Here is a 12667-nt window from a genome sequence, read left to right on the forward strand (position 1 = left end):
CGATTCGGTGAGAACGGCGCATCGCCAACAGCATTCACCTGCGGCGGACCGGGCGGCCGAGCCACCTGTCATGCTCGCGGTACCCAGCACATGTGTCTCACGGCAGACACACACTTCTCGGATAGGAAAGTCATGAGACGACTTCTGACCGTCCTCGCGGCCGGTGTGCCGCTGGCGGCGGCGGTGTACCTGCCGACCGCATCGGCGGACACCGGGAGCTCCGCCTCCGCCTCCGCGCCCCTCAAGTGCTCGTCCGTCCCCGTGAAGGCTCCCGCCGGCACCAGGGTGGAGTCCGTGACGGCGGTCAGCCGGCCCGGCGGGACCGTGAAGGGGACCGGGGTCCTCGGCGGCAGCGTCGACAACGTCCCGTCCTACTGCGAGGTGACGGTCACCCTCACCCACCCGGGGCAGGGCGACCACGCCAAGGTGCGGACCTGGCTGCCCGAAAAGGCCGGCTGGAGCGGACGCTTCCAGGCCTTCGGCGGCGCCGCCTGGGCCGCCGGGGACAACAACCCCGGTCTGGCCAACGCGGTCAAGCAGGGCTACGCCGCCGCGACCACCGACGCCGGCGTCGGCGACGCCATCGACAGCTCCTGGGCGCTGAACAGCAAGGGCAAGGTCAACACCGCGCTCCTGAAGAACTTCGCCGACCGCTCCCAGCACGAGACAGCGATCGTCGGCAAGGCGGTCGTCGACGCCATCTACGGCAAGGCCCCCTCCTACTCCTACTTCAACGGCTGCTCGACCGGCGGACGCCAGGGCTACGTCGAGGCCCAGCGTCACCCCGACGACTACGACGGCATCCTCGCCAACTCGCCCGCCATCAACTGGGACGACTACGTGCCCGCCACGCTGTGGCCGCAGGTGGTGATGAACGAGGAGAAGACCCGTCCCACCGACTGCGAGTTCACAGCCTTCAACCAGGCCGCGCTCAGGGCCTGTGACACGCTCGACGGCGCCAAGGACGGCCTGATCTCCGACGCCACGCGCTGCGACTTCGACCCGCGCCGACTGATCGGCACGAAGGTCGAGTGCGAAGGCAAGACGGATACCATCACGGCGGCCGACGCGAACGTGGTCCGCAAGATCTGGGACGGCCCGCGCACCACGTCCGGCAAGAAGCTGTGGTATGGCCTGCCGATCGGCGCCGACTTCAAGGGCCTCGCCGGTGCCACGTCGTTCCAGGTGCCCGACGACTGGACCAAGAAGTGGGTGGCCAAGCAGCCCGACCTCGACACCACGAAGCTGACGTACGAGCAGTTCACCAAGCTGTTCAAGAAGTCCCAGGCCGAGTACGACAGGGTCATCGGCTCCGACGACCCGGACCTGTCGGCCTTCCGCAAGTCCGGTGGCAAGCTCCTCACCTACCACGGCCAGTCCGACCAGTACATCCCCACCGCGGGCACCGTGGACTACCGCGAGCGCGTCGAACACAGGCTCGGCGGATCGCACCGCGTCGACGACTTCTACCGTCTCTTCGTCGTCCCGGGCCTGGTCCACTGCGGACTCGCGGGCCAGGGCAACGACCTGACGGCCCTGACCAAGTGGGTCGAGCAGGGCAAGGCTCCTCAGACCCTCCCCGCCACTCTCACCAACGCCTCCGGCCAGCAGCTCGACCGCGACCTGTGCCGCTACCCCCTGGTGTCCCGCTACAACGGCCACGGTGACATCGCCGACGCCGACAGCTTCCGCTGCGTCTCGCCGCACCGGCACTGAGCGGTCCCAACCCAACCCACCAATTCGAAAGTCGGCTCCTGATGACCACGAACACCCTGACGACCGCGACACCCACGGCGAACGGCGAACGTTCCTCCCTGATGAGGCTGTACCTGAGCCGTGGCATCCTGGCCGTGATCTGGGCCGTGGTCTTCGCCGGAGCCCATGACAGCCTGGACGCCGTGGCGATCACCCTGCTGGTGGTCTACCCGCTGATCGACGCGGTGTCCTCGCTGATCGACTACCGGGCCCTCCCGGACGGCTCCGAGCGCCGGGTCACGGCGTTCAACGGAGTACTCAGCACGCTGGCCGCCGTCGCGGTCGGCATCGCCGGGGCCGGCTCGTTCGCCACGGTGCTCAGTGTGTTCGGCGTCTGGGCCGTCATCTCCGGTGCGGCCCAGGTGATCGTCGGCCTGCGGCGGCGCGGACCCGAACTGGGCAAGCAGTGGCCGGTGCTGATCGCGGGCGGGCTGTCCTTCCTCGTCGGCATCTTCTACAACATCCAGGCCGCCGGTGACGATCCCTCGCTGGACGTCCTGTCGACCTACGCCACGGGCGGCGGCGTGTTCTTCGTCGTCCAGGCCATCCTGCTGGCATGGAAGGCCCGTCAGCAGCGGAGCCGTACCGTCTGACCGACCCGCAGGACCCGTCTCGACCCGCGCCCCCCGAGGACGCGGGTCGAGGCGTTCCAGGACCTCGCGTGATCGCCACGGAGCCTGCCGGTGATCGCCACGGAGCCCGCCGGCAAAGGGGGCAGACCGACCGTCATCCGACACAGGGGCGGACCGTCATCCGACGGATACACCGACCGCGGGACCCGGTGAAGATTCGTCGGTGCCGCGGAGTCCGCGCCCACTCGGACGGACCGGCACACGTGCCCGTCGGACACACCGACGCACAGCGAAGGGAAGCCCCAGCATGCCCACGATCGCCGCCCACATCATCGCCTCGCTCAAGGCCAGCGGCGTACAGCGCCTCTACGGGCTGCCCGGCGACTCCCTCAACGGGCTGACGGACGCGCTGCGCAGGGACGGCGAGGTGGACTGGGTGCACGTCCGGCACGAGGAGAGCGCCGCGCTCGCGGCGGCCGCCGAGGCGGGCCTGACCGGCGAACTGGCCGTCTGTGTCGGCAGCTGCGGTCCGGGCAACCTGCACCTGATCAACGGACTGTTCGACGCCCAGCGCAGCCGCGTACCCGTCCTCGCCATCGCCGCCCAGATCCCCGGAGCGGAGATCGGCTCCGGCTATTTCCAGGAGACGCGCCCGCAGGAGCTGTTCCGCGAGTGCAGCGTCTACGCGGAGGTGGCGGACACCGCCGAGTCCACGCCCCGCATCCTCGAACTGGCCATGCGCGCGGCCGTCGAACGCAAGGGGGTCGCCGTCGTGGTGGTGCCCGGTGAGGTCTTCCTCGCCAGGGCCGAACGCGTGCTGCCTCCCACCGTCGTCCGCCCGACCCGTACTCTCGCCCGGCCCGACGACGCGGCCCTGCGCGAGGCCGCGGACCTGCTGGACGCCGGCAAGCGGGTGACCATTCTGGCGGGCGCGGGCGCGGCGGGCGCCCACGACGACCTGGTCCGGCTGGCCGAAACCCTCAAGGCACCCGTCGTGCACGCCCTGCGCGGCAAGGAGTACGTCGAGTACGACAATCCGTACGACGTCGGCATGACGGGTCTGCTCGGCTACGCCTCCGGCTACAAGGCGATCGAGGAGGCCGACACGCTGCTCATGCTCGGCACGGACTTCCCCTACCGCCAGTTCTACCCGCGGGACGCGAAGATCCTCCAGCTCGACATCCGCGGTGAACAACTCGGCCGACGGACCCGTGTCGACCTGCCGTTGACCGGCAGTGTGCGGGACACGCTGCCCGCGCTGCTGCCCCTGCTGAAGGTGAAGACCGCCCGTGCCCATCTCGACCGGGCCCTCGCGCACTACGCCCGCACCCGCAAGGCACTGGACGGACTCGCGGTCAACGACCACGAGCGCACCCCCATCCACCCGCAGTTCGTGGCGAGCACCGTCAACCGCCTCGCGGAGAACGACGCGGTCTTCACCACCGACGTCGGTTCCCCCGTGGTGTGGGCGGCCCGCTACCTGACGTTCAACGGACGGCGGCGCCTGCTCGGTTCGTTCAACCACGGCACCATGGCCTGCGCCCTGCCGCACGCGGTGGGTGCACAGGCCGCGTACCCGGGACGCCAGGTGGTGGCCTTCGCGGGTGACGGGGGGCTCACCATGCTCCTCGGGGAGCTGTTCACCCTCCGGCAGAACGGGCTGCCCGCCAAGATCGTCCTGTTCAACAACGGCTCGCTGAACTTCGTCGAGCTGGAGATGAAGGCGGCGGGTGTCGTCAACTTCGCCACGGAACTGGACAACCCCCGGCTCGCCGACGTCGCCGCCGCCGTAGGCCTGTGGTCCCGCCGCGTGGAGCGGCCCGGTGAGCTGGAAGACGCGCTGAAGGCAGCCTTCGCGCACGACGGTCCGGCAGTGGTCGAGGTCATGACGGCCCGTCAGGAGCTGTCGGTGCCGCCGGCGATCACGGTGGAGCAGGCCAAGGGGTTCACCCTCTACGCGATCCGGACGATCCTCTCCGGCCGCGGCGAGGAGCTGCTCGACCTGGCGACCACCAACGTCGCCCGCCGGATCCTGCGCTGACCGGCGCGGGGCGTCGCCACCAGGGGGGTTGTCGTTCGGACGGGGGCCGAACGACACCCCCTAGGTCACGATCTTGCGCAGCAGCGCGAGTCGCGCGAGCGCGGGGGAGGGGCCGTCCAGGACGTCCTCCAGCTCCGGACCGCGCCCCGCGAGGCCGTCCAGCGTCGCGCCCACCTCACCCGTCAGCCGGTCCGCCCCGTCGACGGGCGCCGCCAGGACACGGATGACGCCGTCGACGGACGTCACGACGTAGGAACCGTCGACGCTGCCCTCCAGCAGCAGGCCGGCGTGCACGAAGTCGCCGTTCCAGCTTGCCGGGGCTGCCGCGCACAGCAGCCCGTACATCGTGGCCAGACGCGCCTCGTTGTCCGGATACTCCGGGGTCTCGCCGCGGGGCAGCATGATGTCGCGTTCGTGCATCCACGCGTCCCAGAACGTGTGGACGGACTGCACCGACCAGTCGAGGGTGCGGCCCAGCGCACCCGTGATCGTCTCGTCCGGGTTCGTCTCCGCCTTGGCCCGCAGGAGACGCTCCTCCTCCTCGACGAGCCGGGACAGCCCCCGCACCGTGTCCTGCGGGCTCTCCCCGGACGACGCCGCCAGCCACTCGGTCGGCGTCACCACCGGATCGAAATCCCGCGTGAGACGGAATCCGGGGAAGGGGCCGCCGAGCTGGAACACGTGCAGCGCGGTCACGTCGCGGACGTGACGCACCACGTCGTGGACGTTCCACTCGGAGCACCGGGTGGGGGTCCTCCACGTCTCCTCGTCGAGGCCCGCCACATACCGCAGGAACCGGGCGCGCTGGGTGACGTACGCGTCCACGACGGCGAACGGCCCGTCGCTGTAACCGCTCAGCTCGTCAAGAACCCTGCCCTGTGCCGCACCGGGCGCCATGTGGGAAACCTCCTGCCGTTGAGGGGCGCGAGTGCCGCGCCGCTCGCGTTCGAGTCTACGTCGTCGTAGATACGTGTGAGTTTGCGGTTCAGGCGCAGGACGTTTCGCTCAAGGGTGGCGATGAGGCAGTATCACTGCCGTGACGTGCTCCGCGGCAGACCCACCCGCCACAGAAAGCATGTGTTCCGTCGTCGACGTCGGCCCGATACATGGTTGACCGGACATACAGCTCCGTTTACTCTGGCCGCACATGGAGACCTTTCGACCACAATGGGCGAAAAGGTGCATCGGCCGGACACATGTATTGCCTGGTGAGGCAAGGCCCAGCAGACGCACCGCCGGGCACATCCAGCGAACGGAACCGCCCTCCGGCATGCACCACCCCCCGATGTCCCGGTGGCGGGACTCGGGGTTCCGCGATGACCGGGCCGGGCCGGCCGGCGGTGAAAGGAGTGGGGGACCGTGGAGTCGCTCGTCAGGACAATGGTCGGTCGGGACGGGGAACAGGCGGCACTGTCCGCCTTCGTGTCCGCACTCGGGGGACAGTCGCTCGTCCTGAGGGGCGAGACGGGAGTGGGCAAGAGCGCTCTGCTGGACCATGTCACGGACCTGGCGCAGAACGAGTACCGGGTGATCCGGGCCGCCGGAGTCGAGGCGGAGTCCGACCTTCCGTTCGCCGGTCTGCACCAGGTCCTGTATCCGTTGCTCCCCTTCATCGACGGCCTCGACGCCGGCCACGGAGCCGTGTTCGACGCCGTCTTCGGGCGCACCGCCGGACGGCCCCCGTCGGTCATGGCGCTCGGCATCGCGGTACTCGACCTGCTGTCCGTGGCGGCATCGCACAAGCCGCTCCTGCTGGTGCTCGACGACGGCCAGTGGCTGGACTCCTCCAGCGCCGAGGTGTGCGGTTTCGTGGGGCGCCGGCTCACGGGCAGCTCCGTGAAACTCATGGTGGGCCTGCGCTCCGAGGTCCCCTCGCGGTTCGACACGGCGGCCCTGCCGGAACTGCCGGTGACGGCGTTGTCGGACGCGGCCGCGCAACAGATGCTGGACCTGCACCACCCCGGGCTGGACGGGCACACTAGGCGTCTGGTCCTGGAGGAGGCCCTGGGCAACCCGCTGGCGCTGCTGGAGCTTCCTCCGTATGTGAGCGGCGGTCATCTGGGGCACAGCGCCGAGGAATTGTTCGGATACCACGGGGTTCCGCTGCCCCGTCGGCTCCAGCACGTGTACGGCACCCGCATCGAGCGGCTCGGCGACGCGGTACGCGGGGAACTGCTGCGAGGCGCCCTGGACGGCGTCGGCGCGGGGCCGGGAGCCGGGAGCACGGGCGGCCCGCGCTACCGCATGAGGAATGCCGACGAGGCGGTGGCCGCCGCCCTGCTGGACATCGACCGGGTCAGCGGTGACTTCGTCTTCCGGCATCCACTGATACGTTCGACCGTCGTCCAGATGGCCACTCCCAACCAGCGGCGCGCGGCGCACTCGCACCTGGCCGGGGTGCACCGGGAGGACGTGGAGCGGTACGCGACCCACCTGGCCGCCGCGACGATCGACCCCGACGAGCAGGTGGCGGCCGCGCTGGAGAAGGCGGCGGACTCGGCGACCAGGCGCGGTGGCGCCATGGCGGCCGTGGGCTGGCTGACCCGCGCCGCGGAGCTGAGCGAGAGTCACGAGGGCCGCTCCAGACGGCTGGGCGACGCGGCGTTCATCGCCGGGCACGCCGCCCTCCTGGACCAGGCGCAGCAACTCGTCCACTCCGACGTGACGCCGGGCAGACAGGAATCCCCGGCCTCCGTGCTCACCTCGGCCTACGTGGCGCTCTACGAGGACGGTGACGTGCGCTCCTCGCCACGCCAGGTCATGGCGGCGATCGAGAACATGCGCGACGAGGGGTTCAAGGAGCCGCCGGAGGTCCGCAATCGGCTGGTGAACCTCCTGCTCGCCATCAACCAGTACGCCAGCGACCACACGGTGTGGCAGCGCACCCATGAGCTGCTCGGTGCGATGGGCGACCTGATCCCGCCGAGCTCGCTGATCTACCAGGACGCCTGGAGCGACGTCGTGCGCCGCGGGGCCGGACTGCACACACGGGTGGAGAACGCCTTCGCCGATCTCCCGGCCATGGAACCGTGGGACGTCACACGCCTGGCCGTCGCCGCATATCACGTCGACACGCTGAGCCACTACCGCCCCTTTCTGCAGCGCACCGTGGACCGCGAGGTGGAGACGGGGGCCGTGGCCAACGGCATGACCATGCTGCATCTGATCATGCTCGACCAGATGGCGGTCGGGGAGTGGGACGAGGCGGAGCGCACGGGACAGCGCGGGCTCGACCTGACGACGTCCCACGGCCACGTCCTGTTCGCCTACCACAGCCGCGCCTATCTGGCCCTTCTGGCCGCCATGCGCGGCCAGTTGGACCGTGCGCGGGAGTTGCAGGCCGCCGTCGACTCCTGGGCCCGCCCGCGCGGCGTGGGATTCCTGACCCAGATCGCCGACGCGGTCGGCACGGCGGCGTCCCTGAGCGAGGGGGACTACGAGGCCGCCTACCTGTACGCGATCGGCATCACGGCCCCCGGGTCCTTCGCGCCCAGTGCGCACCAGGCATCGCGTACGCTGCTCGACCTCGTCGAGGCGGCCGTCCACACGGGGCGCTCCGAACAGGCCCGCCGGCACGCGCTGGCCGCGCAGGAGGCCGGACTCCCCGACATCTCGCCCCGGCTGGCGCTGATCACGTACGGGGCACTGGCGATGACGGCCTCCGACGAGAAGGAGGCCGTCGAGATGTACACGCGGGCCGAGACCCACCCGGGCGGCGCGACCTTCCCCTTCGAGCTGGCCCGGATCCGCCTGGCCCACGGCGTCCGGCTGCGCCACACCCAGGGGCCCAAGGCGGCACGGCAGTTGCTGAGCCGGGCCGCCGACTCCTTCGAACGGCTCGGCGCCGCGGCCTGGACCGAACGCGCCCAGGCCGAACTGCGGGCCTCGGGTGTCTCCGCGCGTGCCTCGTCGGCGCACCTGGACTCGCTGACCTGGCAGGAGCGCCGGATCGCCGAGCTCGCCGCCGGCGGCCTGACCAACAAGGAGATCGGCGAACGGATGCACCTGTCGCCGCGCACGGTCAGCTCCCATCTGTACCGCGTCTTCCCGAAACTGGGCATCACCACCCGCGCCGCGTTGCGTGACGCGCTGGGCAAGGCGCCCGAGGGCCAGGACGTGTGACGCGATGACGTATCCGATGGTTGTGGCTGATGGGCGTGAGTGAGAAGGCGGGGCGCACGGCAGGTGTGCGGGGGCCGGGTGCTGGTGGTGGGGGCCGGACCGGTGGGGCTGGTCGCCGCGTTGGAACTGGCCCGCACGGGCACGGCGGTTCGCCTCGTGGACGCGGCCGGGGGGCCTTCCGGCGGTTCCCGGGGGAAGGGGCTGCAGCCTCGGAGCCTGGAAGTGCTCGACGACCTCGGGGTGGCCGGCCGGATCCTGGCCACGGGACGGTCGCGGCTGGCGATCCGGCGATTGCGCCCATGTGCACTCACCGGCCGGCGGTCTCGGAATGAACACCGGAATCCAGGACGCCCACAACCTCGGCTGGAAGATCGCGCACGTCCTGGACGGTGCCCCCGGGACACTGCTCGACACCTACGAACAGGAACGGCTCCCGATCGCCGCCGACGTCCTGAACCTGTCCTCCGAACTCCCCGCCGGACGCGTCAGGGGAGTCGTACCGGGGGAGGGGCAGGGGCCCGACACCCGGCAGCTCGGGGTGCGCTACGCCGTCAGCGCGCTCAACGGCGCCGGTGGGGACGGACACGCGGGGGTTCAGGCGGGTGACCGCGCGCCGGGCTCACTGCTGCGGGCGGCGGACGGAAGCGACGTCCGGCTCTTCGACCTGCTGCGCGGGCCGCACACGAGTGTGATCGCCTTCGGGCCCCGCGGCTCCCGGGCCGCCGACGCGCTCGTCGAGCGCTTCCCCCGGTGTCTGAGGGCGTTCACCGTCCTGCCGGACAGAACCCCCACCTCCGCGGCGGGGCCGGACTCGTTCACCGACAGCGAGGGCCACGCCCGCCGGGACTACGCCGTGGACGGTGACACCCTGTTCGTCGTCCGGCCCGACGGGTACGTCGGGCTGCGGGCCGACGACCCGGACGAGGCGCGGGTCCTGCGGTACCTGCGCCGGCTGCTGCCCGGGGAACCGGCGGGCCGCTGGTGAACCATCGATCCGCTCCCTTTGATACCGTCGGAACATGGCCACTGACGCGGACGCGGAGGAGACTCCGACGACACTCCGGCACAGGATCGTTCTGGCCGCCGCCGATCTTCTGGAGAAGGACGGCCTCGACGCGATGTCGACCCGCGCCGTAGCGGCACGCGCCGGTGTCCCGCCGCCGACGATCTTCCGCGTCTTCGGTGACAAGGACGGCCTCCTCGAGGCCCTGGGCGAGTACGGGTTCGAGACCTATCTGCGGGCCAAGAGCCGGCTGCCCCGCAGCGACGATCCGGTGCAGGACCTGCGCGACGCGTGGGACCTGCACGTCCGGTTCGGGCTCGGCCAACCGGCGTACTACACCCTGGTGTACGGCCTGCCGCGCCCCGGCCACCTGTCCCGGGCCGGCCAGGAGGCCGTCACCGAACTGCGGGCCATGGTCACCCGGGTCGCCGCGGCCGGCCGGCTGCGCATGAGCGTCGAGCGGGCCGCGGCCCTCATGCACTCGGCGGGCATGGGCACGATCTTCACGATGATCAGTACGCCACCGCAGCTGCGGGACCCCGAAGCGGCGGACGTGGCACGCGACGTGGTCATCGCCGCCATCACCACGCCCCCCGGCGACGCACCCGCGCCAGAGGCGAGCCCGGGCACGGCGGGTGCGGCCATGGCGTTGCGCGCGGCGCTGGGCCGAGAGGACACCAGCGCTCTCAGCACCTCGGAGAGGCACCTCCTGTTGGACTGGCTCAACCGCATGGCGGACGCCCGGCCAGGCCCGCCCGCCCAGGGCTGAGAGGCGCCGAGGCGCGGCACCGGCCTCCGTGCTCAGTCGGACGGTTCCCGCTGCTTCGGCACCGGCGGCACGAGGTAGCCGGTCCCGGGCCCCCTGCGCGGGAGACGCGCGCCTCCCGACGGAGCCGCTATCTCCCGCAGGGAGAGGTCCGAGCGAGGCTCGAAGCCCAGCGATCCGTACAGCCGCGTGACCACTTCCCGGCCGGCCTCGGCGTGCAGGAAAGGGGTGTTCCCCTGGTCCGCGACCACGGAGGAGAGATGCCCGACCAGGCGCCGGGCCAGGCCCCGCCGCCGGTACTCGGGCAGCGTGCAGACGGTGCTGATCTCGGTGTGACCCGCGGGACGCATCCGCAGGCCTCCCATGGCGACCAGCGACCCGGACCTGCGTACACCGAAGTAGGTGGTGCAGCGGTAGCTGCCGGGATGGAACGGCCCCGGTCGGGTCGCCTGGATCAGCGCCGCCATCTCCGGGATGTCAACGGGAGTCAGTTCCCGTACCTCGTCGTCGTGCGTCGTCACCGGGCGCCGTACGACGAGTTGGACGCCACGGACGTGGGAGACCGTCCGCCAGCCCTCCGGGAGCTCCGGGTCCTGGCCCACCAGAGACAGCACGCCGCCCGGCCCGGCCAGCACGGCCGCGTCCGCCCAGTCCTCCGGTTCCGGGCGATCCGGCAGCGCGGCGAAGGCGGCGAGATCGGGCGCGTATCGCAGGACGCGGCCCCGTTGACGCGCGAAGCGGGCGTGGCCCGCGGTGAGGGAGGCGCGTACGGGAAGGTCGAGCAGGTGAGGCATCAGCGGCTTCCATCGGTCGTGTGGTCCCCCCGTTCCGCGAAGGCGGAGCCACCGCCGCCGACGGCTGGTCGGCGGCTTTCGGTGAACAGATGACGATCCGCGCCGGAGCGCCGGCCCGCCGTCGGCGGTCAGGAGGCCGGCATGAAGACCGCCTTGGTCTCGAGGAAGCCCTCCAGGCCCTCGGGTCCTCCCTCGCGACCGTGGCCCGACAGCTTCCTGCCGCCGAACGGGACGTTCGGCGAGATCTCGAAGCCGTTGACCGCGAGGTGACCGGTGTTCACCCGGAGAGCCACGTCGAAGGCACGCTCGACGTCCGCGCCGAACACACTGCCGCTCAGGCCGAAGTCCGTGTCGTTGGCCAGACGGACGGCCTCGTCGACGTCCCGGTAGCCCTGCACGGTCACCACGGGACCGAAGATCTCCTCGCGGGCGATCGTCATCCGGGGCGTGACATCGGTGAACACGGTGGGGTCGATGTAGTACCCCCGGTCGAAGTCGGCACTCCTTCCCCCACCGGTCAGCAGCCGGGCACCCTCCCGGCGGCCCGATTCGATGTACCCGAGAACGCGTTGGTACTGGCGTGCGTTGAGGACGGGCCCCATGTCGGTCGCCGGGTCCCAGGGGTCGCCCACCCGCAGCGCCCTCACGGCGGCGGTGTACGCCTCCGCCACCTCCGCAAGGCGGTGGTGGGGGGCGAGGACGCGCGTCTGGGAGAAGCAGATCTGACCGGAGAACGGCATGGTGAACGGGGTGAGGGCGGGCAGTGCCGTCGACAGGTCGGCGTCCTCCAGGAGGATCGCGGCCGACTTGCCGCCGAGTTCGAGTGTCGTGCGGGCCATCCGCTGAGCGGCCACCTCGGCGATCCGCCGGCCGGTGGGCACGCTGCCGGTGAAACTGATCTTGTCCACCGCTTCGGACGCCACCAGCTGGGCCGACTCCCGGGTGTCGGCCGTGATGACGTTGAGGACCCCCGGCGGGATGCCGGCGGCCTCGGCGGCATGCGCGATCACCAGTGCGTCCAGGGGACTCTCGACCGGGGACTTGAGCACCACGGTGCAGCCGGCGGCGAGGGCCGCGGGGATCTTGTGGGAGAAGATGTTGAACGTGGCGTTCCAGGGCGCGATCAGCGCCGCGACTCCCACCGGCTCCCGCACGACCCGTGCGTGGCCGCGTGGGGTGGGCCGCCGCTCACTGAACGCGTACCCGTCGAGGAGTTCGGCGAAATGGTCGAAACGGCTCTCACCGGCGTGAATGAGGCCCTGGGCGAAGCTGATCGGAGCCCCCACCTGAGCGGTCCACAGGCGCGCGAGGAGCGGCAGCCGCTCACGTATCTCGTCGGCGAAGCGCCGGAGATACCCGGCCCGCTCCGAGGCGGGCATACGAGGCCACGGCCCGGTGTCGAAGGCGATGCGGGCGGCGGCCACGGCACGGTCCACCTCGGTACTGTTCGCCAGCGGCAGGCTCAGCATCTCCTCCTCCGAGGAGGGGGAGACGAGTGTGACGCGGCGGGTGGAGTCGCCGGGTATCCAGCGGCCCCCCGTGTAGAAGCAGTGGAGCAGTTCGTCGGGGAGATCAACAGTGAACGCAGACATGGTGCCCATCAGGTCGTCGGGG

Annotated in this window: 9 protein-coding genes and 1 pseudogene; 7 read left to right on the top strand and 3 right to left on the bottom strand. The window is 71.0% G+C overall.

Annotation, left to right across the window (positions count from 1 at the left end; translation table 11 throughout):
* Nucleotides 1–132: 132 nt before the first annotated feature.
* From ACGH7X_RS40615 to poxB, 3 genes are all read left to right on the top strand, one after another.
* Nucleotides 133–1716: a tannase/feruloyl esterase family alpha/beta hydrolase gene (locus tag ACGH7X_RS40615; protein WP_399896055.1), complete on the top strand. Its 1584-nt coding sequence runs from the start codon at nt 133–135 to the stop codon at nt 1714–1716.
* 41 nt (nt 1717–1757) lie between these two features.
* Entirely contained in the window at nt 1758–2348 is a 591-nt protein-coding gene (locus ACGH7X_RS40620) for a DUF308 domain-containing protein (RefSeq protein ID WP_399896058.1), read from the top strand.
* 286 nt (nt 2349–2634) lie between these two features.
* Nucleotides 2635–4368 carry a ubiquinone-dependent pyruvate dehydrogenase gene (gene poxB, locus ACGH7X_RS40625; protein WP_399896061.1) on the top strand — a complete coding sequence of 578 codons (1734 nt, stop codon included), beginning with the start codon at nt 2635–2637 and terminating at the stop codon, nt 4366–4368.
* A gap of 60 nt (nt 4369–4428) precedes the next feature.
* Here poxB and ACGH7X_RS40630 read toward each other — a convergent pair whose 3' ends face one another.
* The gene (locus tag ACGH7X_RS40630) at nt 4429–5265 is read right to left on the bottom strand and encodes a maleylpyruvate isomerase family mycothiol-dependent enzyme (RefSeq protein ID WP_399896064.1); all 837 of its coding nucleotides are present in this window, start codon (nt 5263–5265) and stop codon (nt 4429–4431) included.
* 483 nt (nt 5266–5748) lie between these two features.
* Here ACGH7X_RS40630 and ACGH7X_RS40635 point away from each other — a divergent pair, with 483 nt between their 5' ends.
* The 4 genes and pseudogenes from ACGH7X_RS40635 (at nt 5749) to ACGH7X_RS40650 (ending at nt 10262) form a co-directional block, all read left to right on the top strand.
* Nucleotides 5749–8490 (top strand): AAA family ATPase, encoded by a 2742-nt coding sequence (locus ACGH7X_RS40635; RefSeq protein ID WP_399897704.1) that lies wholly within the window; start codon nt 5749–5751, stop codon nt 8488–8490.
* 87 nt (nt 8491–8577) lie between these two features.
* A pseudogene (locus tag ACGH7X_RS40640) lies at nt 8578–8743 on the top strand (FAD-dependent monooxygenase); the annotation flags it as partial.
* Between the two features lie 48 nt (nt 8744–8791).
* A complete protein-coding gene (locus tag ACGH7X_RS40645; protein ID WP_399896067.1) occupies nt 8792–9475 on the top strand; it encodes an FAD-dependent monooxygenase in 684 nt (227 codons plus the stop codon).
* A 34-nt stretch (nt 9476–9509) separates the two neighbouring features.
* The gene (locus ACGH7X_RS40650) at nt 9510–10262 is read left to right on the top strand and encodes a TetR/AcrR family transcriptional regulator (protein WP_399896070.1); all 753 of its coding nucleotides are present in this window, start codon (nt 9510–9512) and stop codon (nt 10260–10262) included.
* A gap of 32 nt (nt 10263–10294) precedes the next feature.
* Here ACGH7X_RS40650 and ACGH7X_RS40655 read toward each other — a convergent pair whose 3' ends face one another.
* Nucleotides 10295–11053 carry a GNAT family N-acetyltransferase gene (locus ACGH7X_RS40655; protein ID WP_399896072.1) on the bottom strand — a complete coding sequence of 253 codons (759 nt, stop codon included), beginning with the start codon at nt 11051–11053 and terminating at the stop codon, nt 10295–10297.
* A gap of 128 nt (nt 11054–11181) precedes the next feature.
* Nucleotides 11182–12645 (bottom strand): aldehyde dehydrogenase, encoded by a 1464-nt coding sequence (locus ACGH7X_RS40660; RefSeq protein WP_399896075.1) that lies wholly within the window; start codon nt 12643–12645, stop codon nt 11182–11184.
* Nucleotides 12646–12667: the final 22 nt, after the last annotated feature.

This window comes from Streptomyces sp. BBFR51 (assembly GCF_044591655.1).
Taxonomy (GTDB): domain Bacteria; phylum Actinomycetota; class Actinomycetes; order Streptomycetales; family Streptomycetaceae; genus Streptomyces.